This is a genomic window from Campylobacter sp. S4:11, assembly GCF_024723695.1.
GTDB lineage: Bacteria > Campylobacterota > Campylobacteria > Campylobacterales > Campylobacteraceae > Campylobacter_D > Campylobacter_D jejuni_C.
The window spans coordinates 1-23,747 of the sequence record NZ_JANQDC010000012.1 but is presented as its reverse complement, the minus strand read 5'-3'; the positions used below and the strand labels follow the sequence as shown (position 1 = coordinate 23,747).

The following is a 23,747-nucleotide window of genomic DNA, read 5'->3' as shown; positions in this document are numbered from 1 at the left end:
GCTATAAATTTAAGGAAAGAAATGACACTTTTAGATGGTAAAAAGCTAAGTGATGAGATAAAAAATAATCTAAAACAAGAAGTATTAGAACTCAAAACCCAAAGTATAGAGCCTTGTTTGGCTGTGATTTTAGTAGGTGAAGATCCTGCTAGCGCTACTTATGTGGGTTCTAAAGCAAAGGCTTGCGAACAATGTGGGATTAAGTCTTTGGTTTATAGACTTGATGTAAATACAACCCAAAATGAGCTGCTAGCTTTGATTAATACCTTAAATCATGATGATAGTGTTGATGGAATTTTGGTTCAGCTTCCATTGCCAGCGCATATTAATAAAGATATAATCTTAGAAAGCATTAATTTTAATAAAGATGTAGATGGTTTCCATCCTTTTAATGTTGGGAATTTAAATTTAAATTTAAAAGGCGGTTTTTTGCCATGTACACCTTTAGGCGTTATGAAAATTTTAGAGCATTATGATATAAAATTACAAGGTGCTGATGTAGTTGTAATAGGGGCTTCTAATATAGTAGGTCGTCCTATGGCTACGCTTTTATTAAATGCTAATGCTAGTGTGAGTATTTGTCATATTTATACAAAAGACTTAAAAGCTTATACAAAAAATGCTGATATTATCATCGTAGCAGCAGGTTGTCCAAATCTTTTAAAAGAAGATATGGTTAAAGAGGGTGTGATAGTAGTTGATGTAGGGATTAATAGAGTTGATGGAAAAATAGTAGGTGATGTTGATTTTGAAAATGTAAGTAAAAAAGCTAGTTATATTACTCCTGTACCAGGCGGGGTAGGGCCTATGACCATAGCAATGCTTTTAGAAAATACTATAAAATCAGCTAAAAATAGGATTAAAAAATGAATTTTTTGAAAAAAATCTATAAATTCACGCAATCTTGGACAGGAACTTTAATAGTTGTTTTATTGATTATATTTTTCTTTATACAAGCTTTTACTATACCAAGTGGTTCTATGAAAAATACTTTACTAGTAGGGGATTTTTTATTTGTAAAAAAATTCTCTTATGGTATTCCAACTCCGCATATTCCTTGGATAGAAGTGCCTGTTTTGCCTGATTTTAATAAAAATGGACATTTAGTAAGCGCTGAAGGTCCTAAAAGAGGAGATATTGTAGTATTTAGATATCCACATGAGCCAAAAATTCATTATGTAAAAAGATGTGTGGCTAAGGGCGGAGATGAGGTTGTTTTTGCAAATAAAACCTTATATGTGCGTATGGTTGAGGGTGATGAATATATGAAAGATTATTATCCTAATAAAACAAAAATCATAGGCGGAAGACTTTTTGTAAAAGAACCTTTTGTGGAAAAAGGAATACATTATGATTCTAGAGTGGATATAGAAAGTGTGTTTTTTCGCTATTTAAATTTAGGTCAATTTGCTATGAAACCTGCTTCTTTTGATGAATTAGGTACTAATAATATTTATGGTTTTAATGCATATTATTATAAGGTGCCTGAAAATGAGTATTTTATGATGGGCGATAATCGTGATCACTCTAGTGATAGTAGATTTTGGGGAAGTGTAGATTATAAATATATAGTTGGTCAACCTTGGTTTATTTATTTTTCATGGGATGAAAATAAAAAAGTTAGATGGGAAAGAGTAGGGCGTTTGGTTGAAACTATAGAAAAAGATGAGCGGTTTATCCATCATAATGAAAGCGATATAGAAGCTTTAGAATAATTACTCAAAGAAACAATATAAAATTTTTATGTGTAGAAAATGTATAGTTTCTACACAAATTTATAAAAATATACGCTCTTAATTTTATTCGTAGATTTTTTTAAGCTCCAAGTTGTAACAATTAACACAAATAAAAATCAAAGCAAAAATAAAGGATAAAAAATGCTAAGTCAAAGATCTCAAAATTTAGGAGAATCCTTAACTTTAGTAATGACTGATATAGCCAAAACTTTAAAAGCAAATGGTGAAAAAGTTATTAGTTTTTCAGCAGGTGAGCCTGATTTTGATACTCCAGAAATCATTAAAAAAGCAGCAATTGAAGCTATTGAAAAAGGTTGCGGGGCTTATACGCCAGTTGTGGGTATAAAAGAAGTTATAGAAGCTATACAATATAAATTTAAAAATGATAATAATTTAGAATATAAAGCAAGTGAAATCATTACCAATGTTGGTGCTAAGCATTCTTTATTTATGGCGATTGAGTGTTTGGTTGAAGAAGGTGATGAGGTTATCATACCAAGTCCTTATTGGGTGAGTTATCCTGAAATGGTGAAATTTGCAGGTGGAACTCCTGTATTTATAGAAGGTGAAGCAAAAAATGGCTTTAAAATTACTCCTGAGCAATTAAAACAAGCTATTACTTCAAAAACAAAGGTTTTGATGTTTAATTCTCCATCAAATCCTACAGGAGCAATATATTCTAAAGAAGAAATTACTGCTTTAGCTAAGGTTTTGGAAAGAACTAAAATCGTAGTTTTAAGTGATGAGATTTATGAAAAATTAGTTTATGATGGAGAATTTTGTGCTTTTGCGCAAGTGAGCGAAGATGCTTTAAATAGAACTGTAAGTATTAATGGTCTTAGTAAATGCGGTGCTATGCCAGGATGGCGTTTTGGTTATATGGCAAGCAAAATGAGTGAGTTTAACAATGCTGTTAAAAAATTACAAGGACAAAGCACTTCAAATATCTGCTCAATCATTCAACACGCAGCTTTACCAGCCTTACTTGGAAAAGCAGATAGTGATATTGAAATGATGAGACAAGCTTTTTTAAAGCGTAGAGAATTAGCGTGTGAAATTTTAGCTAAAAGCGATAAGTTAAAATTAGAACAAATTCCACAAGGAGCTTTTTATTTATTTATCTCTTGTAAAGAAGTTGATAGTGATTCTATGAGATTTTGTAAAAGATTATTAGAAGAGCAAAAAGTAGCTTTAGTGCCAGGCATAGGTTTTGGTATGGAAGGGTATTTTAGACTTTCTTATGCAACTAATGAAAAAGATATCATTGAAGGTTGTGAAAAGATCGTTGAATTTGTAAAAAACTACTAATTTCTTAAGCCTGTTAAAAACAGGCTTTCTTTCAAAAAACTTATAAGCAAGTCTTTGGTATGATTATGCAAAAAATATAGGAAAATCAATGGAATTTGAAGTTCAATATAAAAGTGCAAATGCTAGAGCTTGTCGTATAAAAACTACACATAGTGAAATTTTAACTCCCATTTTTATGCCAGTTGGGACTTTGGCTGCGATTAAAAGCTTAGATGCTGTTGATATGAGTGAAATTTTAAACGCAAAAATCATTTTAGCAAATACTTATCATTTGTATTTAAGACCAGGATCTAAGGTGATTAAACAAATGGGTGGCTTGCATGGTTTTAGTAAATTTAATGGATCTTTTTTAACAGATAGCGGTGGTTTTCAAGCTTTTTCTTTAAGTAAAAATTCCAAACCTGATGAAAAAGGAATTCAATTTAAAAGTCATATTGATGGAAGTTTGCATTATTTTACCCCGCAAAGTGTTTTAGATGCACAGTATGATTTTAATTCAGACATTATGATGATTTTAGATGATTTAGTGGCTTTACCTGCAAGCAAAGAAAGGATAGAGCTTTCTTTAAAACGCACTATAAAATGGGCAAAAGAGGCTATTGATTATCATAAATTAAAGCAAAGTCAAGGTATAGGAATAGGGCAAAATATCTTTGGTATTATCCAAGGTGGAACAGATTTTGAAGCTAGAAGAATTTGTTCTCAAGCACTTTGTGAGATGGATTTTGATGGTTTGGCTATAGGTGGATTAAGTGTAGGAGAGGAAAATGAGGCTATGTATGATACGGTTGAAGCTATGATGCCTTATGTAGATAATAATCGTCCTAGATATTTAATGGGAGTTGGCACACCTGAAGATTTAGTAGAAAATGTAGCAAGGGGTGTGGATATGTTTGATTGTGTGATGCCAACAAGAAATGCAAGAAATGGAACTTTGTTTACTAGCTTTGGAAAATTTAATATCAAAAAAGCAGAATTTATCACTGATCATGCCCCTATAGATAATAAATGTTCTTGTTATACATGTAAAAACTTTTCAAGAGCTTATTTGAATCATTTATTTAAAGCTAAAGAATTAACCTTTTTTAGACTTGCAAGTATTCATAATTTGCATTACTATCTAAATTTGGTAAAGCAAATGCGTGAAGCTATTATCAAAGATGAATTTGAAAATTTTAGAAAAGAATTTTATAGGCAAAGAATATGTTAAATGATACTTTAAAGCAAATTATTAATAATATTAATATATCAAATGCTTATTATGAGTTTGATGAATTTGATGTTTTTATGTTAGATATTGCTAAAAATTCTAGAAATATTTTTATTTTTAAAGATAATCAAATTTTTGAATACAAAGATGAAAATTTGATTTTATTTTCTAATGCAGAATTTATAGCCATATTAAAAGAAATTTTGCAAAATGAAAAAGAAAAAAACAATACTATTAATCTCTCTATAGAAAAAAGAGAAGAGTTGATTTTGGAAAATAAAAAAGTCAAGAATTTTTTAACCAAATATTTTATATTAAAAGTTAAGCTTGGTAAAAGTTCTAAGATTGTTTCATCTGTACTTGAAGCTTGTAAAATATGTCACAGTAAACAACACTTTATAAAGAAAAATTTAAAAACAATTATTTTAAATTTAGCAATTTTAGAAAGAAGCATAAAAGACAACATTGCAAGATTAGAAGGAATATATACTTATATTAATACTGCAAGAAGTGAAAAAATCAATAAAAACATTTATTTTTTGAGTATTATTTCTGCGATTTTTTTACCTTTAAATTTAATTGTTGGTTTTTTTGGTATGAATACTAAAAATTTATTTTTATCTGAGAATGAATATGGAACTTATTATATTTTGACCACAATTTTAGTTATATTTTTTATTTTATTTTTATGGTATCAATTTAAAGATAAAAAAGAGTTGGATTTAGATGAATTTTCTGTAAAAAAGAAAAAGAAATGAGTGGTACGCCCAAGAGGATTCGAACCTCTGACCTTTTGAACCGCAATCAAATGCTCTATCCAGCTGAGCTATGGGCGCAAAATAAAAGAGTAATTTTATCAAAAAATTCTTAAAATTAGCAAAAACAAGTAATTTTATAGAATTTTTATATTTTTATGCTAATCTTCTTTGAATAATATTTTAGCTTAAGGCAAAGTAATGATACATAAGATTTTAATAGCCAATAGAGGTGAGATTGCAGTAAGGGTAATCCGTGCTTGTAGAGATTTACATATAAAAAGTGTTGCTGTTTATACTGAACCTGATCATGAGTGTTTACATGTAAAAGTTGCTGATGAAGCATATAGAATAGGAACTGATGCTATAAGAGGGTATTTGGATGGTAAAAGAATAGTTGAAATTGCCAAAGCTTGTGGAGCTGATGCTATACATCCTGGATATGGCTTTTTAAGTGAAAATTATGAATTTGCAAAAGAGTGTGAAGAAGCAGGGATTATCTTTATAGGACCAAAATCAGATGTTATCCGTAAGATGGGAAATAAAAATATAGCAAGATATTTAATGAAAAAAAATGGAATTCCTGTAGTTCCAGGCACCGAAAAATTAAATCATTGTACATTAGAGGAAATCAAACTCCAAGCTTTAAAAATAGGTTATCCTGTAATTTTGAAAGCTAGTGGTGGCGGTGGCGGTAGGGGTATACGCGTAGTGCATAAAGAAGAGGATTTAGAAAAATCTTTTGAAGCATGCAAAAGAGAAGCACTAAGCTTTTTTAAAAATGATGAAGTTTTTATGGAAAAATATGTTATCAATCCAAGGCATATCGAATTTCAAATTTTAGCAGATAATTATGGCAATATCATTCATCTTTGTGAAAGAGATTGCTCAATACAAAGAAGACACCAAAAAATAATTGAAATAGCGCCTTGTCCAAGTATCTCAGAAAAACTAAGAAAAACCATAGGGGTTACTGCAGTAGCTGCTGCAAAAGCAGTGGGTTATACGAATGTTGGGACGGTTGAGTTTTTGCTTGATGATTATAATAGATTTTATTTTATGGAAATGAATACAAGAATTCAAGTAGAACACCCAATTACTGAAGAAATCACAGGAATTGATCTTATCACAAGACAAATTCGTATAGCAAATGGAGAAATTTTAGATCTTGAACAAAGCGATATAAAACCAAGAGGCTTTGCTATAGAAGCTAGGATTACAGCAGAAAATGTATGGAAAAATTTCATTCCAAGTCCAGGCAAAATCACAGAATATTTTCCAGCTTTAGGGCCATCTGTAAGAGTGGATAGTCATTTGTATAAAGACTATACTGTGCCACCTTATTATGATTCTTTACTTGCAAAATTAATTGTTAAGGGTTCAAGTTATGATAGTGCAGTTAATAGGCTTGAGAGAGCTTTGAAAGAATTTGTGATTGATGATATTAGAACAACTGTGCCATTTTTGATTGCAATTACTAAAATAAGAGAATTTAGAAGAGGGTATTTTGATACTTCTTTCATAGAAACACATATGGAAGAGCTTTTGGAAAAGACAGAAGATAGACACCAAGAAAATAAAGAAGAAGTAATTGCTGCTATAGCTGCAGCCTTACAAAAGATAAAAGAAAGTAGGCAATCATGAGTTTTTTAGATGAATTAAAAGATATAAAAAAAGCACTCCAAAAAGAACAAGATCAAACAAAAAAAGAAAAAGTTAAAGCGAGTAAAAGTGGAGTTAGTATGAAAAATATTGACTTAGATACTATGCAAAAAGATTTAGCTAAGCAAAATGAAGATAAAAAACAAGAGCAGGAATTTGAAGATATGTTTTTAAAAGAAGAGCGTTTAGCTAATGAATTTGTGGAATTTGTAAAAAATAGTGATATCAAAAAGATCTAATGAATAATATTATTGGTTTTTGTACTTTAGAAGAAGAATGTCCTTATCTTGAAAATAGGTATTGTAGAAATGAGTACAATTATATATCTTTTATTAATAAAGCACAAAATCAAGAATTAGTTTCAAGAGGTTGGCGTCGTTTTGGTTCGTATTTTTCAAGACCAATATGTAATGATTGCAATGAATGTCAAAATTTGCGTATTTTAGTGGAGAATTTTCATTTTAGCAAAAGTTATCGCAGGGTTTTGAAAAAAAATACAGCCACTAAAATAATCTTACAAAAACCTTCTTTAAGTGATGAGCATTTATTATTATATGAAAAATACCACCATTATCAAAAAGATAAGAGAAATTGGAAAATTTATGATCTAAATTTCAGGAAATATTATAATCTTTATGTAGATAATGCGGGTACTTTTGGATATGAGCTTGATTTTTATATGGATAATAAGTTAGTTTGTGTTGATTTGATTGATATTTTAGAAGATGGAATTTCTAGTATATATTGTTTTTATGACCCTGATTTTTCACATCTAAGTCTTGGGAAATATTCACTTTTAACAGAAATTAAACTTGCACAATTAAAAAAATTAAAATATATTTATTTGGGATATTTTGTAAAAGGGTGTCAATCTTTAGCGTATAAAGCCGATTATAGTCCAAATGAAATTTTAAAACACACTAGTGCTTTAAACGAGCAAGCATTTTTGTGGAGTTAGGTTTATAGAGAGGATTTTATGCAAGTAGTGCAAACTTTAGAATCAGTTAGTGTTAATACTGATGATTTTTTAATGTTTAAATATTTTCAAGATCTTATCCGTAAAAATTTTTCCAAAGTTATAGGTAATAAAAATAAAACCTTGTCTTTTTTTGTAGAAAATGAAATTCCCCAAAGAAGATATTTTTTAAAACTTGTTAATCACAAATATAAAAAAAATACTGGAAATCAAATTGATAATCTTGCTTTTGCACACTATAAAACCTTTAAGTTAAACCTTGCTCAAGCAAATACTTTAAAGCCTGTAATCTTTGCCAAAATAGGCTTTGCACAAAAAAATATTTTAATCACACTAAGTTCGAATGAAAAATTATTTGCTGTATATTTAGAGCAGTATTTTAAAGATCATAAAAGCGTGTATGATGAAAAAAATTGTATTTTTTCAGTAGAATACAAAGATGATAATACTTTAAATCTTTTAGAAATTTTAGCTAGTGTAAACGAGCACTTGAAATATTGTGTTGATTTTACGATTCATGAAACTCAGCTTTTAGAATTTAGAAATAAAATGAAAAACAAAGCTAATACTAATTGGAAATTTAATGCCCTAGCAAAGCTTTTTGAAAATTATTTTCAAACCTTAGGGTGTAATTCTAGTGATGATTTTGCTACTATTAGACAAAATTATCTCAATTTAGTAAAAATTTATCATCCTGATCGTCATCAAGGTAAAAGTAAGATCGAGCAAGCTTATTGCCGTGAAGAATTTGAGAAAATTCAGCTTGCTTATGAGAGTTTAAAATCTTTATATAAAAATAATACTTGATATTAAAATAACATCATTTTAAGTTGCAATTTATTAAAATTAATTTTTTATAAAAATTTAGGGAATAATATTGGTTGCTGATAAACAATTATTTTTTTTAAGTTGTATTTTAATAACCATAGGAATACTTTTCTCATATTCATTAAGTGCTTTTACTGTGCTTTATTTAGAATATAGTGAATTTCATTTTTTTATTAGACAGCTTTTTTTTGGACTTAGTGGTATAGCAATTATTTATTTTGTATCAAGATTAAATCCTGATAATAAGACAATGCATTATTTAATGATAGGTGTTTTGATAATTGCTTTTTTGTGTATTCTTATTCTACCTTTTTTACCAACTTTTTTAGCTACTGCAGCAGGTGGTGCTAAAAGATGGATTAGACTTGGCCCCTTATCTATTTCGCCTGTTGAATTTTTTAAAATAGGATTGATTTATTTTCTTGCTTGGTCTTATACAAGAAGGATTGATGATAGTAAAAAGGCGATCAAGCATGAGGTTTTAATCTTAATCCCTTATTTTATTTTAGCTGCTTTTGTTATTGGTTATATTTATATGACGCAAAATGATTTAGGACAAAGCGTTATTTCTTTTTTCTTGGTTTTTGCTTTAGCTTTTTTTGCAGGAGCTAGTAAAAGACTTTTTGCTTTTGGTGTAGTTATTGTTGGAATGATTGGGGTTTTGGTAATTTTAAGTAATCAAAGAAGAATTCAGCGTATTTCTGCTTGGTGGGGAAATATCCAAGATGCTTTTTTGCCTTTTTTTCCTGATTGGTTAGCAAAAGTTTTAAGGGTAAGTCATAATTCAGAACCCTATCAAATTTCACACAGCTTAAATGCTATAGCACATGGTGGAATTTTTGGAGAAGGATTGGGGCTTGGAACTTTTAAACTAGGATTTTTAAGTGAAGTGCATACAGATTTTGTTTTATCAGGGATTACTGAGGAAATAGGTTTATTTGGTTTAAGTATTGTATGTGTAATTTATTTAATGATAATACTCAGGATTTTTAGGATTGCTGGGCGTTGTGAAAATAAAGTACATTTTTTATTTTGTTCAGGTGTGGCTTTATTATTATTATTTTCATTCTTTATGAATGCTTTTGGAATTATCTCTTTAACTCCATTAAAAGGAGTTGCGGTGCCACTTTTAAGTTATGGTGGTAGTTCTATGTGGTCTATTTGTCTTGGAATAGGTTATGTTTTAATGATTAGCAAGAAGGTAAAAATTTAAACTCATTAATTAAAATATATAAAAATTAACTTAAATAAAAAATATTCTATAACAACTCTTTACAAAAAACTTTTTTCTGCTATAATTATGCTCACATTTATTATAAAGGAGGCGGATATGAAGAAATACAGGCGTTTAAACACATTATAATCATTTATCAATTTTATTTTAATTTTAACAAAGGAAAAAAATGAAAAAAATATTATATGTTGTTTTAGCGTTATTTGGTATATTAGCTTTAGGTGCTTGTTCAAGCGATAAAAATCAAGCTAGTGCTTCTGGTGAAAAGGTTTATAAAGTAGGTATAGCAGCAAATTATCCTCCTTTTGATTTTATTAAAGATGCAAAAATTACCGGCTTTGATGTTGATTTATTAGAAGAGATAGCAAAAAGAGAAAATTTAAAACTTGAATGGGTAAATATGAGTTTTGATGGTTTAATTCCTGCCTTAAAAGCTGGAAAGATTGATATGATAGCTTCTGCTATGAGTTCAACTCCTCAAAGATTAACAAGTATGGATTTTAGTGATACTTATTTTAATACTAAAAATTTATATTTAAAATTAAAAACAAATTCTAGTATTAGTGATAAGCAAAGTTTAGAAGGTAAAAAAATAGGTGTTCAACTTGGAACTATTCAAGAAGGTGCTGCTAAGGCTATTCCAAACGCTCAAGTAGTGGCTAGTGAAGAAATGTTAGCCGCGATTTTGGCTTTAAAAGCTGGTAAAGTTGATGCGGTTTTAACAGATAAAGATATTGGCAAAGGTTATTTAAAAACCAACGAAGAGTTGGAGGCATTTTTAGAAGAAAATGATGGAAGTTCAGGATTTTGTGTGGCTTTTGATAAAGGAAAGCAAACTGAACTTGTTCAAAAAATCAATGCAGGTTTAGAAAAAGTTAAAGCTGATGGTACTTATCAAAAAATCGTAGAAAAATACGATTTGCAATAATTTAACTTAAAGCCTTGATACTTGCTTTCAAGGCTTTAAAAAAATACTCTATATCTTCTTTTGTGTGCGTATAATGAAAACTCGCTCTTAGCCATCCTGGTTTAGATTTTAATTCTTGATTATCTTTTAAATTTAGCAAATCATGTCCATAAGGTCCAGCACAAGCACAACCAGCTCTTGTTTCTATCTTATAGGTTTTGCTTAATTTGTAAGCTAAATCAAAAGGAGAAATTCCTTCTATATTAAAAGCAAAAATAGGCAATCTATGAGTGATATTTTTTGCATATAAGATCATTTTTGGAAAATTTGCGCATTGTTTGAAAAAATATTCACAAAGTTCTTTTTCTTTTTTTTCTATATTTTTTAAACCCATTTCATTGCGTACTTTAAAAGCTAAACTTGCTCTAATAAGCTGAATGATACCTGGTGTACCACCTTCTTCTAAATTTTCAACTTCACATAAATATTGCTGAGAGGTTCTTGAAACATAACCTACAGTCCCACCTGCTGCAAAGCTAGGGGTATTGCCGCATAGATTTTTTTTGATAACAAGTAAGCCACAAGATCCTACACCCCCAAGTAGTTTATGAGAGCTAATAAACACTGCATCATAAAATTTAGGATCTAAATTAGCATAAGGAGCTAAAGTGGAAATATCAAAAGCAACTATACCGTTGTGCTGTTTGATTAAAGTATAGATTTTTTTATAATCACTTAAAATTCCTGTAACATTAGAAGCTGCGTTAAAACTTGCTATGATTTGTCTGTTTTTGGATTTTTGTAATAATTTTTCTAAAAAATTAAAATCTAATTCTCCATTTTTATCTAAGGGCACTCGAACACATTCACATAAAGCTTCTCTAAATGAAAGTTCATTAGAATGGTGCTCATAGGGTCCAACTATAACCAAAGGTAAGGTATTTTTGTTTGTATTTTTAAAATATTTTTCTTTAATAAGTGGTGGTATGTATAGACCTAAAAGTTCTTGAAATTTTTTTATAGCTGCTGAAGACCCACTTCCGCAAGCTATAAGAGCAAAGCTATCATCTAATTCAAGATATTTTTTTAAATTTCTTCTTGCATTTTCATAATGCTGTTGTGTAATAAAAGAATTTAAAGAGCTATCTGAATGTGTATTTGCATAGGTAGTAAGAATTTTTTTAATTTCTTTTTCTATGCTTTTTAGTGCTAAAGCGCTAGCTGTAAAATCAAAATAATATATTCCTTTTTTTAAAATAGTATCTTGTTTTAGTTTTTCAATATCCAAAAAAAATCCTCTAATTTTTTGTTAAAATTATAACATACAAAATATTTATTTTAAGGATGTGATTATAAAATTTGGTGATTTTTCAAAACGCTGTGAAACTTTGGAGCTTGAAAGTATTTTTGATTTTTATAGTATTTTTGATGAGTTTGAATTTGATTTGAAATTAAGTTTATATGAAAATATCTTAAATGTTTTTATTTTGAAAGCCTTTGATATTTTAGCTTCTTTAAATTTAGATAAGAATGCTTTAAAAGCTTTGAGTGTTTTAAGTAAAAACGATAGAAAACGCTATTCTATTAATAAATCTATTCCGCATTTTCAGGCTCTAGGACTTATTAATAAACTTTTAGAAAGAAATATTTTGATCTTAGAAAAAAGTCAAGAAAAGCCAATTATAAAAAACAAAAGACAGAAAGTTAAAAAAGAATTACGCTCTTATAATATACAAGATAAGGTTGTTTTTAAAAATCAAGGATTAAGATTTTTCTTTTATTTTATATATCCTAAACTTAATTTAATTGTGATGAAAAAATACAATGAATTAATAGAACTTATCCAAGAAAATTTGGAAAAATACCAAAGTTTTACTTTTGAACTTTTATGTAAAGAATTTTTAGCAAAAAAACTTAAAGTGGATCAAGTGTATAGTTTTTGGAATTATTATCATGAAATAGACTTGTATTATCATGAAAACAATTTTTGTGTTTTAGGTGAAGTTAAATTTAAAGAAAGAAAAATATGTAAAAATGTTTTAAATATTTTAAAAAGCAAAGCAAAACAGTTACAAATTCAACCTAATTTATATGTACTTTTTTCAAAGAGTGGTTTTAGTAAAGAGCTTATTTCAAATAAGGAGCGTAATTTGCTTTTATATACTTTAGAAGATTTTCAATTTTTAATTAAGGATTAAGTGTGGATGAGAATATTTTAAAAAGTTTAGATTCTAGTGAAAAAGAAAACTTACAACAAGGATTAAAAGCCTTAATAGAGCAAACCTATGTTATAGAAAATGAATACAAACAACTTAATGAAAACTATACCGCGTTAAGACAAATGGTAAGTGAGATTATAGAGGTTTTACCTATGGCTTTATGGATTTTAGATGCGAATAAAAATATTATTTTGCAAAATAATCTAGCTACACAAAAGCCAAAGTTTTTAGAATGCATTGATCTTGATAAAACACATTATGAGCTTGAGTTTGATCATAAGTTTTATTTAATCAAAATCACCTCCCATACTGATAAACTGATAGTGAATGCAACAGATATTAGTGATGAGAAAAGAAATGAAAGATTAGCTAGTATGGGAACAGTTGCAGCACACCTAGCACATGAAATACGCAATCCTATAGGTTCTATTTCTTTGTTAAGTTCTACTTTGTTTGAAAGAAGTGAGTTGAAAAATAAGCATATAGTTTTAGAAATTCAAAAAGCAATTTCAAGAGTAGAGCGTATTGTAAATTCTACCCTGCTTTTTACAAAAGGAGTTCATGTTAATTTAAATGAGTTTAATTTAAAAGAATTACAAGATGAATGCGAACAAGCTATTGGAGCTTATAATTATCTAGCTAATATTGATTTTAAATTTGAATTTTTGGATTTAAAAATCAATGCAGATAAATCCTTGCTTGCTTTAGTTTTGCAAAATTTGCTTTATAATGCCATAGATGCTATTGAAGAAAGCGAAAATGATGATGGTTGTATAAAAGTTAAATGTGAGCAAAAAGAAGATAGAGTTTTTATCAAGGTTTATGATAATGGAGTAAGCATTAAAGATAAAAAAATGGTCTTTGAAGCTTTTAAAACAACTAAGTTAAAAGGTAATGGCTTGGGCCTTTCTTTGTCAAAACAAATTATTGATGCGCATAATGGGGTTTTAGGTTTTAATGAAAATCCAAAATGTTTTTTTATAGAGCTTAAAATTTAAGCTCTATAAAATAAATTTTTTCTTAAAATAATAAAAATATTTGTCCTCATAGCTCAGCTGGATAGAGCGCAGAATTCCTAATTCTGAGGTCGCAAGTTCAAACCTTGCTGGGGACACCATTTAAGGAAAAAGATGTTTCATATAGTCTTAGTTGAACCTCGCATACCGCAAAATACAGGAAGCATAGGTAGAATGTGTTTTAACGCAGGATTTACTTTACATATTATCAATCCACTTTTTAGTATTGATGAAAAGGCGGTTAAAAGAGCAGGGCTTGATTATTGGAAAAAGTTAAATCCTTTGTTATGGAATAATTTAGAAGATTTTTTAAAAAAATATGAAAAATTTCAAGATAGATTTTTCTTTGCAACAACTAAAACCACTCAAACTTACTTTGATGTAAATTACCAAAAAGGCGATTTTTTGTTTTTTGGAAGTGAAAGTTTTGGTTTGCCTATGGATTTAATGCAAAAAAAATGGGAAAATGCTATTACTATACCGATGAAAGATTGTGGCAGAAGTTTGAATTTAGCTACAAGTGTGGGTATAGTGAGCTATGAGGCTTTGAGGCAAAATTTTGCCTCTTTTGAAAAATTTTAATGATTTAAAACTTGATTTAAAAATTCTTTCAATCTTTCATTTTTTGGATTTTCAAATGCTATTTTAGGACATTCATCTACTGCTATAATGCCTTTATCCATAAAGAAAATTCGATTGGCTACATTTCTTGCAAAGCCCATTTCATGGGTAACTACAAGCATGGTTAGACCTTCTTTAGCTACTTCTTTCATGATGTTTAAAACTTCACCTATCATTTCAGGATCTAAAGCTGAAGTTGGCTCATCAAATAAGATCACATCAGGATTCATCATCAATGATCTTGCTATGGCAATACGCTGTTTTTGTCCACCTGAAAGCTTGTGAGGAAAATAGCTTTCTTTATCACTTAAGCCAACTTTTTTGAGTAATTCTCGTGCTTTTTTTACTGCTTCATCTTTGCTCATGATTTTAGTTTGTACTGGTGCTAAGCATAAATTTTCTAAAACATTTTTATTATTAAAAAGATTAAAATGTTGAAATACCATGCTTACTTTTTGACGAATTTTATTGATATCTGTTTTTTTATCAAGTATATTAGTGTTATTGATATAAATATCACCGCTATCTGGTGTTTCAAGTTTGTTTAAACAGCGTAAAAAAGTACTTTTTCCACCCCCACTAGGCCCTATAATAGCAATAATATCGCCTTTATGTACTTCAACGCTAATATCTTTTAAAACTTCTAAATCTCCGTATTTTTTAATCAAATTTTCTATTTTAATCATGTTTATTTAATCTCACTTCTATCAATCTTGCAATGAGTGTTAAAATTTTAACACTTATATAATACACAAGTCCTGTAAAAATAATAGGTTTAGGATTATAATAGATTGCTTGTAAGCTTTTACTTTGCATGGTAATATCCATAACGCTAATATAACCTACTATTGAAGTTTCTTTAAATAAAGAAATAAATTCATTCATTAAAGAAGGTAAAATATTTTTAATTGCTTGTGGAAAGATGATTAATCGCATAGAGGTAGAGTAATTAAGTCCCATTGCTCTTGCTGCTTCCATTTGTCCTTTATCTACACTTTGAATTCCACTTCTTACGATTTCAGCTACATAAGCAGAGCTATTAAGCCCAAGTGCGATAATAGCTACATAAAAATTATCACTCCAAGTAGCAAAAATCACTACTGAGAAAATTAAAAGTTGTAAAAGCAGAGGGGTTCCGCGTATAATGTCTATGTATTCATCTATAATAAAATTTAAACTTTGAATTTTTAAAAATCTTAAAAATGCTAGGAAAAAACCAAGTGCTATTCCTATTAAAATTCCACCCACTGTTAAACCAAGTGTTGTGAAATAACTATGAACATAAGCTTTGGCTTCTACTGTATAAGCATATTCACCTGTGGCTAAACCATTTTGATCTTTAACTTGTAAAATTTCAATAGGAAATGAAAAATAAGCCCAAAAAACAATAATGGCAAAAAATACAAAAATTTTCATCGTATTTTGTTTCAACTTACGCACCTTGTAAAATTTTAAAAATCTAAGTGTATAAAAATTAAGTTTTCTTTTTACTTAAAGGTGTCTTATATGATTTTATTACTAGTATTTTGAGTTAAATTTTCACATAGCTTTAAAAAATAAAATAAATTTAACATAAAATTATATTTTTTTATGACAAATTCATTTTTTTATGATAAATTTATGCTCAGAAATTATAAAAAGGAGATAAATATGGATTTGATATCCCAATTTGTTGCCTTTGTGAATAATCAGTATTATTCTATTTTAGTAATTTTACTTATTGTCACAGGGTTTTATTATAGTTATTTGACCGGTTTTGTGCAATTTCGAATGCTCCCTTATGTGTTTGATATCTTAACAGAAAAGCAAGAAAAGCATGAAAAACACCATATTACTCCTTTTCAAGCTTTGATGATTTCAACAGCTTCAAGAGTTGGTATAGGAAATATTGCAGGTATTGCGGTAGCTGTTGTTTTGGGTGGACCTGGTGCTTTATTTTGGATGTGGGCTATGGCATTTTTTGGTGGTGCCTCAGCTTTTGCAGAAAGCACTCTAGCACAAGTTTATAAAAGCCGTGATGGCAAAAGCTTTAAAGGTGGTCCTGCTTATTATATTAGTAAAGCCTTAAATTTAAAATGGCTTGGAGCTATATTTGCGGTGATTTTGATTATCACTTATGCTTATGGATTTAATGGTCTTCAAAGCCAAACTATGACTTCAGCATTTGAGTTTTACTATAAAGGCATGGTTGATGCTAGCGAAGTGAGTTTTGCTCAAAGTTGGTGGCCTATTGTAATAGGAGCAATTTTAGCTGTTTTTGCTGCTTATATGTTTTTTGGTGATCATACTAAAATAGGTAAAGTAAGCTCAGTTATCGTTCCTATTATGGCGATGATTTATGTAGGTTTATCTATCATAGCAATGTTTATGAATTTTGATAAAATTCCTGAAGTGTTTTCTATGATTTTTAAAAGTGCTTTTGATTTTGAAGCTATTTTTGGTGGATTTGCAGGTTCTGCTTTGGTTATAGGTATAAAAAGAGGATTGTTTTCTAATGAAGCGGGTATGGGTTCAGCGCCAAATGCAGCAGCTTCTGCTCTTACAACTCATCCTGCAAAACAAGGGGTTATCCAAGCATTTTCTGTATTAATTGATGTGATTATTTGTACAAGTTCAGGATTTTTAGTATTATTTTCACTTGCTTATGCAAATAATATCGGCGTAGATGGTAAGCCTATTTTAACAGCACTGCCTTTGGTGCAAGAATCCATGAAAGAATATTATGGAAATTTAGGTGTGCATTTTACTACTGTTAGTATAGTTTTATTTGCTATTACTTCTTTGATAGGAAATTATTATTACGCTCAAGCAAATATTAAATACCTTACTCAAAATCCTATTATTATTAATCTTTTTAAAGCAAGCGCTGTGCTTATGATTTTTATTGGTGCAAATATGGATTTAAAATTTGCGTGGGATTTAGCTGATACTACTATGGCATTTATGGCTACGATTAATATCATTTCTATTTTATTGCTTGGTGGTATAGTGAAAAAGGTATTAAAAGACTTTAGCGAGCAAAAAAGACAAGGTAGAGATCCGGTATTTAGTGCTTCAAAACTTGGTATTAAAAACGCAGAGTGTTGGGACTAATGATAGATTATATTATTATTACTTTGTTTGTAGCTTTTATGGTTTTTCTTGTGTTTGGTTTTAACCGCCAAATGCAAGAAAAAGCCAAACAAAGAGAAGAAAAACTAAAAACAAAGAAAGATTTTAAAAAAAATAGGTAAAATACACTAAAAATTTTTAAAAAAGAGTGTAAAATGAAATTGTTAATAGAAATAGGCACAGAAGAACTTCCTGCTATTCCTTTATTAAAAGAGCTTCCAAATATTACTAAAAAATGGGAAAAGATTTTACAAGAGTATCATTTAGAATCTGAATTTAAATTTTTCTATACTCCTAGAAGATTAGTTTTTATTCATGAAAATTTTAAAGAAAAACAAGATGATTCTTTTGTGGAATTTATAGGTGCACCTAGGGCGATAGCTTATAAAGATGGAAAGCTTACTCAAGCAGGGCTTAGTTTTTTAGAAAAAAGTGGTTTAAAAGAAGAAGAGCTTGAATTTAAAGAAATTAAAGGCAAAGAAGTCTTGTATTGTCAAAAACAAGTGCAAGGCTTACAAAGTAAAGCAGTTTTAGCTCAAATGATTGAAGCTTTCTTAAAAAGCTTGAGCTTTGGTAAAACTATGAGATGGGGCGATGGTAGATTTGAATTTATCAGAGCTATTCGCTCGCTTTGTTGTATTTTAAATGATGAGTTGATTGAATTTGAAAGCTATGGTGTTAAAAGTGCAAAAAGTACTTTTGTACATAGAAGTGTTAGTTATGATTTGATAGCTTTTGCGAATATTGATGAGTATTTTAAAACTTTAGAGCAAAATTATATTATTTTAGATCAAGAACAAAGAAAAAAGCTTATCATTGAACAGTTAAAGACACTTGAAAAAGAAAATGATATTACTATTGCAGAAGATGATGAGCTTTTAGCTGAGGTTGTAGCTATTACAGAGTATCCAAAGGCATTATTAGGGCATTTTGAAAAAGAGTATTTAGAAATCCCAAGTGAAGTAATCATCACTTCCATGAGAGAAAACCAACGCTATTTTGCAGTATTTAAAAACAATACTTTAAGCAATCATTTTATCGTAGTTTCTAATGCGGTTTGTGAGGATTATTCTAAAATCATTAATGGAAATGAAAGGGTTTTAAGAGCAAGATTAAGCGATGCGATGTTTTTTTGGAAAAATGACTTAGCACAGGGCTTAAATAATGATAAAATAAGCCAAATGGTTTATCTTGAAGGACTTGGAACCTTAAAAGATAAAATCATTAGAGAACAAAAAATCGCTGCTAAGCTTTGTGAGATTTTTGCTAATACCCAAAAAGATGAAATCTTAAAAGCCATAGAATACTCAAAAGCTGATCTAAGCACTCAAATGGTATATGAATTTACTGATCTTCAAGGTATTATAGGATCTTATTATGCTAAGGCTATGGGCATGAGTGATGAGCTTGCTTTAGCGATTAAAGAACAATACCTTCCAAATGGCGATAATTCAGCTATGCCAAGTAATGAATTTAGTTCTATTGTAGCTTTAGCTTATAAGTTTGATACACTCATGGGGCTTTTTTTAGTGGGAAAAATCCCAAGTGGTACAAAAGATCCTTATGCTTTAAGAAGAGCAGCAAATGGTGTTTTAAAAATTATTCTAGCTTTAAATAAAAATTTTGATCTTAAGGTATTTTTAGAAGCAATAGCTAGTGAATATAAAAGCTTTGATTTGAAAATTTTATTAGACTTTATCTTAGAGCGTTTATATACTTTTTATGAAGTAAATGCTTCTTTTGTTAAAGCTGTGCTTAGCTCTAAAACTTATGATGTTATTTACATTGATTCTTGTATTAAAGCTTTGATTCAAAGCGCAAATAAGGCAGATTTTAGTCAAAATTTTGCTACTTTTAAGCGTTTAGCAAATATTGCAGTATTAAGTGAAGTTCAAATTAATGAAAATTTGTTTAACACTCAAGAGGAAAAAGATTTATACCAAGCTTTTATGCAGTGTAAAACAAAAGAAAATAATACCCAAGAGCTTTTAGAAAGCCTTTTTGCGCTCAAACCACAAATTGATGCTTTTTTTGATAAAGTAATGATTAATGACAAAGATGAAAATATTAAAAACAATCGTCAAGCTTTAGTATGTGCAATCTATCGTGAGTTTTTAAAAATAGCTGATATTAAAGAACTTAGTGTATGAGAAAAATTCTTTTTTTACTTTGTTTTTTAGTGTTTGCATTAGAAGCTAGAGAGATTGAGCTTGTAAAAGGTCAAGTAGTTTTTTTAGAATTTGATAAAAGTAATTTTTTACAAATTAGCTCAAATTCTAAAAAACTTCCTTTTTTTGAGTATAAAAATAAAGTTATTGTTAGCATAGCTATGCCTTATAAAAATCCTAAAGATAGAAAATTAATAGCTGAATTTAAAGATAATTCCAAAGAAGAAATTAATATAAAATTTAGCGAAGGAAATTACAAAAAAGAATTTTTAAAAGTTAGTGCTTCTAAGGTCAATCCACCTAAAGAAACACTTGATCGCATTAGCAAAGAATACCAAGAAGCTGTTAAGGTTTATAATACTTATACTAATACAGCTTTATTTGAAGGTAATTTTGCATATCCTTTAGAAAGTAAAATTACAAGTGCTTTTGGAAAAGCAAGGTTGTTTAATGATACTCTTAAAAGTTATCATAGCGGAACTGATTTTAGAGCAGCAAGTGGGACAAAAATTTATGCGAGTAATGATGGTATTGTAAGGATTGCTTCAAATCGTTACTATGCAGGAAATTCAGTGGTGATTGACCATGGATATGGGATTTATTCTCAGTATTATCATCTATCAAAACTTAATGTAAAAGTGGGACAGAAGGTAAAAAAAGGCGAGCTTATAGGTTTGAGTGGAGCTAGTGGTAGGGTTACAGGGCCACATTTGCATTTTGGAATTTTAGTCAATGGTGTGCAAGTTGATCCGCTTGATTTTATAGCTAAATTTAATGCTTTATAATGATAGCTTTTAGCGAGTTTTTTCAAAATTGGATTGATAAATATTACTCCCAAGCTGTGAGTGTTGGCAAAAATGGAGATTTTTATACTGCAGTTAGTGTGGGAAATCTTTTTGGAGTGCTCTTAGCTAATCATTTTTTAAAACTTATAGATGATAAAAAGCTAATTTTACCGGTTGAAGTTGTAGAAATAGGGGCAAATGAAGGGCATTTAATGCTTGATTTTATACAAGCTTTATACACACTTAGAGTTGATGTTTTAGAGCAGATTGAGTGTTTTATCATAGAGCCACATGAAAAGTTAAGATGTGTTCAAAAAAAACTTTTTGATGAATATGATTTAGATGTAAAAATTTATAATTCTTTAGAAGAATGTCATTTTAAAAATGCCTTTTTTTATGCTAATGAATTATTTGATTGTTTTGCGTGTGAACTTATAAAAGATAGAACAATGGCATATGTTGACGATGATTTAAACATTGTTTTTAAGCCTATGAATGAAGATCTTTTAAAAGAATGTGAAAAATATTCTATCACTAATAGTGAGCTTTGTATTTCTTATAAACCTTTTTTATCCAAATTAAAACAAACTTGCGAAAAATTAACTTTTGCATGTTTTGATTATGCAAAAAAAGAAGAAAAAATTAGTATTAGAATGTATAAAAATCATCAAGTATATAATCTTTTTGAAGAGAATTTAAAAGATTTTTTTGCTAAAAGTGATATTACATATAATGTAAATTTTGACCATTTTTTACAAGTTTTAAAAGAAGAGGGCTTTGAAGTGTTAGAATATAAAAATCAAAATCAAGCCTTAATTGACTTTGGTTTGGAAGAAATTATCGAGCAAGCTAAAAATGCTAACTCTCAAATTTATAAAAACTTTATCAGCCAAAGTAAAAATTTGATGTTTAACTTTGGCGATAAATTTAAGTTTTTAGAATTTAAGATTTAAAATCACTGCTTGTAATATCAAGTCCAAAACCTTTTAAGCCTATAAATTCTTTATCGGTATTTTGACTTAGAAGTTTGATTTTTGAAATTTTTAAATACCTTAAAATTTGCGCTCCTATGCCGTAATTTTTAAATTGTGTGTTTTCTTGTTTTTCATTTTTCATGAAAATGATTACACCGCCTTTTTGACTTAAAAATTCAATCTGTTTTAATAATTCATTGAATTTATTAGAAGTTAGAAGCTCAAAGTCACTTCCACTAAGATAAAATTTAACATTCTCGCATTCTTTCAAAGTACCAAAGCTAAAAGCTATATGTTCATTTTCATTATGATCTTTAAAAGTCATTTTTTTAGCTTTAAAACCTGCTAAAATACTTTCTTCTTCTTTGATTAAAGAAATCAAACTTTCATTTTTTAAACGATACTCGATTAAATCTGAAATAGTAATCATATTAATAGCGTGTTTTTTGCAAAACTCAAGCAAATCGCTTCTTCTAGCCATATCTCCATTATCTTTAACAATTTCACATATTACACATGCTTCTTTTAATCCTGCCAAGCGACATAAATCCACTGTTCCCTCGGTATGGCCTGTTCTTTCTAAAACTCCGCCTTTTTTTGCTATCAAAGGATTAATATGTCCAGGACGCACAAAATCACTTGCATTTGCATTATCATCAGCAAAAATTTTAATCGTCATATCCCTTTCATAAGCACTTACTCCTGTTGTTGCATTTTTTGCATCGACAGTGATGGTAAAAGCTGTTTCGTGATTTGACGTATTTTTAGGTACCATTAAAGGTAGTTCAAATTTTTTAGCTAAGTTTTCACTCAATGCTACACACACTACACCTCTTGCATGAGTAATGGCAAAATTTACTTTTTCTTGTGAGCTAAATTGTGCAGGGAAAATCAAGTCTCCTTCATTTTCTCTATCTTCTGCATCTACCATTACTAACATCTTGCCATCTTGAAGTTCTTTTATAGCTTGTTCTACACTAATATATCCCACTATTAATCTCCTTTTTTTCTATTTTTAAGAAATTATATAACATTTTTCTTGACATTATGTAAAAAATAATATATAATACCACTTTTAATTTGAGAATTACTTCATTTATTGGGGTATCGCCAAGCGGTAAGGCAACAGGTTTTGGTCCTGTCATTCAGGGGTTCGAATCCCTTTACCCCATCCACTTCATATGATGCCGCGAAGTAGAGCAGTGGTTAGCTCGTCGGGCTCATAACCCGAAGGTCGGGAGTTCAAATCTCCCCTTCGCAACCAATATTTTATAAATGATTTTTTAAATAATTTGAGTTAGCTACAGAAAAGTCTAATCAGTCTTACTTTAATGATTTTCATTAGTCTCTTGAGTATTTTTATAATTTAATTAAACATGTTAAAAATTTTTAAATTACTTTAATACAAAATACACGAAACAAGAATATAATTTAAAAAGTTTTAATAAAATGGTATTTTCTTTATAATTAGAAAAAAATACGAGATAAAATAAAATGGTGGATTTAGCAGGCGTGTAATTTACCAACCAAACCCTTAAGTATCCATACTTTAATGAAATATTTTTTCATTTACACATACTTTTACACATACTTTGTATTTTATTGTAAAAATGTGTAAAAAAGTGATATTGTTTTGCTAAATAGGTGATATATTAAAATTTTTAGAGTGTGAATTTCAAGGAAATAATATTGTGGATTTATATTCTAACAAAGAAAAATACTGCCTGACTAATGAAGAACAAGTGTTTAAATATATTCAAGAAACAATTTCAAAAATAGAATATTTGCTATTATATGAATTGCTAAAGTAGGTTAAATCTCATTTTAAAGATTTAACCCCTGATAACTTTAGCTATTTCTTCAATGGAAAATAATACATAGCGAGATACTTCCATAGATTGTGTTTTACCTTTTCTTCTTAGATTATCAATAGTTCCTGAAGAAACACCTAATACTTCAGCAAATTCTTTTTTACTTAAAGTCATTTTTTTTATATTTCTCAAACAAAAATTCTTTTGTTTCTAAATAGTTCTCATTCATGCTGATTCTCCTTTTTTGACAATCAATCATGTGCTTATTATAACACTATTTTTATGCTAGTAAGAATTATTCTATAACTTAATACTCTTGTATGCTTTTAAAATCAAAATTATAAAAAATATACTTAATATACTTAATAAAAATCAGTTTAAAACTAAACTTTGTTTATTTTTAAAGTATATATACTTAATATAAAT

Annotated in this window: 24 protein-coding genes and 4 tRNA genes; 22 read left to right on the top strand and 6 right to left on the bottom strand. The window is 28.9% G+C overall.

Annotation, left to right across the window (positions count from 1 at the left end; translation table 11 throughout):
* Positions 1-21: 21 nt before the first annotated feature.
* The 5 genes from folD to CAMP5053_RS05480 all read left to right on the top strand — a co-directional run bounded on the left by folD (position 22) and on the right by CAMP5053_RS05480 (position 5,012).
* Positions 22-870 (top strand): bifunctional methylenetetrahydrofolate dehydrogenase/methenyltetrahydrofolate cyclohydrolase FolD, encoded by an 849-nt coding sequence (gene folD / locus CAMP5053_RS05500; RefSeq protein ID WP_240386712.1) that lies wholly within the window; start codon positions 22-24, stop codon positions 868-870.
* Positions 867-1,715 carry a signal peptidase I gene (lepB, locus tag CAMP5053_RS05495; protein WP_087700520.1) on the top strand — a complete coding sequence of 283 codons (849 nt, stop codon included), beginning with the start codon at positions 867-869 and terminating at the stop codon, positions 1,713-1,715. The genes folD and lepB overlap by 4 nt, the downstream gene beginning before the upstream one ends.
* A gap of 162 nt (positions 1,716-1,877) precedes the next feature.
* Positions 1,878-3,044 (top strand): pyridoxal phosphate-dependent aminotransferase, encoded by a 1,167-nt coding sequence (locus CAMP5053_RS05490; protein WP_337217437.1) that lies wholly within the window; start codon positions 1,878-1,880, stop codon positions 3,042-3,044.
* 88 nt (positions 3,045-3,132) lie between these two features.
* Positions 3,133-4,254 carry a tRNA guanosine(34) transglycosylase Tgt gene (gene tgt / locus CAMP5053_RS05485; RefSeq protein ID WP_087700522.1) on the top strand — a complete coding sequence of 374 codons (1,122 nt, stop codon included), beginning with the start codon at positions 3,133-3,135 and terminating at the stop codon, positions 4,252-4,254.
* Positions 4,248-5,012, top strand: coding sequence for a CorA family divalent cation transporter (locus CAMP5053_RS05480; RefSeq protein WP_087700523.1), 765 nt, complete (start codon positions 4,248-4,250; stop codon positions 5,010-5,012). Before tgt ends, CAMP5053_RS05480 begins: the two co-directional genes overlap by 7 nt.
* A 1-nt stretch (position 5,013) precedes the next feature.
* Here CAMP5053_RS05480 and CAMP5053_RS05475 read toward each other — a convergent pair.
* A tRNA-Arg gene (locus CAMP5053_RS05475) sits at positions 5,014-5,090 on the bottom strand.
* Positions 5,091-5,210: 120 nt separating this feature from the next.
* On the opposite strand from CAMP5053_RS05475, the gene CAMP5053_RS05470 reads away from it, so the two are divergent.
* The 6 genes from CAMP5053_RS05470 to CAMP5053_RS05445 all read left to right on the top strand — a co-directional run bounded on the left by CAMP5053_RS05470 (position 5,211) and on the right by CAMP5053_RS05445 (position 10,637).
* Positions 5,211-6,653: an acetyl-CoA carboxylase subunit A gene (locus CAMP5053_RS05470; protein WP_039617956.1), complete on the top strand. Its 1,443-nt coding sequence runs from the start codon at positions 5,211-5,213 to the stop codon at positions 6,651-6,653.
* The gene (locus tag CAMP5053_RS05465) at positions 6,650-6,910 is read left to right on the top strand and encodes a hypothetical protein (protein ID WP_337217436.1); all 261 of its coding nucleotides are present in this window, start codon (positions 6,650-6,652) and stop codon (positions 6,908-6,910) included. The genes CAMP5053_RS05470 and CAMP5053_RS05465 overlap by 4 nt, the downstream gene beginning before the upstream one ends.
* Positions 6,910-7,629, top strand: coding sequence for an arginyltransferase (locus CAMP5053_RS05460; protein ID WP_337217435.1), 720 nt, complete (start codon positions 6,910-6,912; stop codon positions 7,627-7,629). The genes CAMP5053_RS05465 and CAMP5053_RS05460 overlap by 1 nt, the downstream gene beginning before the upstream one ends.
* 18 nt (positions 7,630-7,647) lie before the next feature.
* Positions 7,648-8,454 (top strand): adenylosuccinate lyase, encoded by an 807-nt coding sequence (locus CAMP5053_RS05455; protein ID WP_087700526.1) that lies wholly within the window; start codon positions 7,648-7,650, stop codon positions 8,452-8,454.
* A gap of 70 nt (positions 8,455-8,524) precedes the next feature.
* On the top strand, positions 8,525-9,688 hold the full coding sequence (gene ftsW / locus CAMP5053_RS05450) for a putative lipid II flippase FtsW (protein WP_087700527.1): 1,164 nt from the start codon (positions 8,525-8,527) through the stop codon (positions 9,686-9,688).
* A 190-nt stretch (positions 9,689-9,878) separates the two neighbouring features.
* Complete coding sequence (locus CAMP5053_RS05445) at positions 9,879-10,637, top strand: basic amino acid ABC transporter substrate-binding protein (protein WP_337217434.1); 759 nt, start codon at positions 9,879-9,881, stop codon at positions 10,635-10,637.
* 1 nt (position 10,638) lies between these two features.
* Here the strand turns inward: CAMP5053_RS05445 and CAMP5053_RS05440 are convergent, their stop codons facing one another.
* On the bottom strand, positions 10,639-11,904 hold the full coding sequence (locus tag CAMP5053_RS05440) for an aminotransferase class V-fold PLP-dependent enzyme (RefSeq protein WP_087700529.1): 1,266 nt from the start codon (positions 11,902-11,904) through the stop codon (positions 10,639-10,641).
* Between the two features lie 58 nt (positions 11,905-11,962).
* Here CAMP5053_RS05440 and CAMP5053_RS05435 point away from each other — a divergent pair, with 58 nt between their 5' ends.
* The 4 genes from CAMP5053_RS05435 to CAMP5053_RS05420 all read left to right on the top strand — a co-directional run bounded on the left by CAMP5053_RS05435 (position 11,963) and on the right by CAMP5053_RS05420 (position 14,433).
* Positions 11,963-12,814 (top strand): DUF234 domain-containing protein, encoded by an 852-nt coding sequence (locus CAMP5053_RS05435; RefSeq protein ID WP_337217433.1) that lies wholly within the window; start codon positions 11,963-11,965, stop codon positions 12,812-12,814.
* Positions 12,815-12,816: 2 nt separating this feature from the next.
* Positions 12,817-13,833 (top strand): fla regulon two-component system sensor histidine kinase FlgS, encoded by a 1,017-nt coding sequence (locus CAMP5053_RS05430; protein ID WP_087700531.1) that lies wholly within the window; start codon positions 12,817-12,819, stop codon positions 13,831-13,833.
* 42 nt (positions 13,834-13,875) lie between these two features.
* A tRNA-Arg gene (locus tag CAMP5053_RS05425) sits at positions 13,876-13,952 on the top strand.
* A gap of 13 nt (positions 13,953-13,965) precedes the next feature.
* Positions 13,966-14,433, top strand: a complete 468-nt coding sequence (locus CAMP5053_RS05420) for a tRNA (cytidine(34)-2'-O)-methyltransferase (protein ID WP_214126177.1) — start codon at positions 13,966-13,968, stop codon at positions 14,431-14,433.
* Here the strand turns inward: CAMP5053_RS05420 and CAMP5053_RS05415 are convergent.
* Together CAMP5053_RS05415 and CAMP5053_RS05410 are read right to left on the bottom strand one after the other, a co-directional pair.
* Positions 14,430-15,158 carry an ATP-binding cassette domain-containing protein gene (locus tag CAMP5053_RS05415; protein WP_087700533.1) on the bottom strand — a complete coding sequence of 243 codons (729 nt, stop codon included), beginning with the start codon at positions 15,156-15,158 and terminating at the stop codon, positions 14,430-14,432. The two genes, CAMP5053_RS05420 and CAMP5053_RS05415, sit on opposite strands and share 4 nt — an antisense overlap.
* The gene (locus tag CAMP5053_RS05410; RefSeq protein ID WP_337217432.1) at positions 15,151-15,903 is read right to left on the bottom strand and encodes an amino acid ABC transporter permease; all 753 of its coding nucleotides are present in this window, start codon (positions 15,901-15,903) and stop codon (positions 15,151-15,153) included. The genes CAMP5053_RS05415 and CAMP5053_RS05410 overlap by 8 nt, the downstream gene beginning before the upstream one ends.
* 219 nt (positions 15,904-16,122) lie before the next feature.
* Between CAMP5053_RS05410 and CAMP5053_RS05405 the strand changes: the two genes are divergently transcribed.
* Genes CAMP5053_RS05405 through CAMP5053_RS05385 form a run of 5 tightly spaced genes read left to right on the top strand, consistent with a single transcriptional unit; the run spans position 16,123 to position 21,489 of the window.
* Entirely contained in the window at positions 16,123-17,565 is a 1,443-nt protein-coding gene (locus CAMP5053_RS05405; protein ID WP_047208171.1) for an alanine/glycine:cation symporter family protein, read from the top strand.
* Positions 17,565-17,705, top strand: a complete 141-nt coding sequence (locus CAMP5053_RS05400) for a hypothetical protein (RefSeq protein WP_214126181.1) — start codon at positions 17,565-17,567, stop codon at positions 17,703-17,705. The genes CAMP5053_RS05405 and CAMP5053_RS05400 overlap by 1 nt, the downstream gene beginning before the upstream one ends.
* A gap of 33 nt (positions 17,706-17,738) precedes the next feature.
* Positions 17,739-19,733: a glycine--tRNA ligase subunit beta gene (gene glyS, locus CAMP5053_RS05395; protein ID WP_337217431.1), complete on the top strand. Its 1,995-nt coding sequence runs from the start codon at positions 17,739-17,741 to the stop codon at positions 19,731-19,733.
* Complete coding sequence (locus CAMP5053_RS05390; protein ID WP_337217430.1) at positions 19,730-20,536, top strand: M23 family metallopeptidase; 807 nt, start codon at positions 19,730-19,732, stop codon at positions 20,534-20,536. The genes glyS and CAMP5053_RS05390 overlap by 4 nt, the downstream gene beginning before the upstream one ends.
* 2 nt (positions 20,537-20,538) lie before the next feature.
* Positions 20,539-21,489, top strand: a complete 951-nt coding sequence (locus CAMP5053_RS05385) for an SAM-dependent methyltransferase (RefSeq protein ID WP_308400336.1) — start codon at positions 20,539-20,541, stop codon at positions 21,487-21,489.
* Here CAMP5053_RS05385 and CAMP5053_RS05380 read toward each other — a convergent pair.
* A complete protein-coding gene (locus tag CAMP5053_RS05380; RefSeq protein ID WP_214126189.1) occupies positions 21,479-22,501 on the bottom strand; it encodes a bifunctional 3,4-dihydroxy-2-butanone 4-phosphate synthase/GTP cyclohydrolase II in 1,023 nt (340 codons plus the stop codon). The two genes, CAMP5053_RS05385 and CAMP5053_RS05380, sit on opposite strands and share 11 nt — an antisense overlap.
* 109 nt (positions 22,502-22,610) lie before the next feature.
* Between CAMP5053_RS05380 and CAMP5053_RS05375 the strand changes: the two genes are divergently transcribed.
* Together CAMP5053_RS05375 and CAMP5053_RS05370 are read left to right on the top strand one after the other, a co-directional pair.
* Positions 22,611-22,685 (top strand) — tRNA-Gln (locus CAMP5053_RS05375).
* Positions 22,686-22,698: 13 nt separating this feature from the next.
* Positions 22,699-22,774, top strand: a tRNA-Met gene (locus CAMP5053_RS05370).
* Between the two features lie 568 nt (positions 22,775-23,342).
* Here the strand turns inward: CAMP5053_RS05370 and CAMP5053_RS05365 are convergent.
* Positions 23,343-23,513 (bottom strand): hypothetical protein, encoded by a 171-nt coding sequence (locus CAMP5053_RS05365; protein WP_337217429.1) that lies wholly within the window; start codon positions 23,511-23,513, stop codon positions 23,343-23,345.
* Positions 23,514-23,747: the final 234 nt, after the last annotated feature.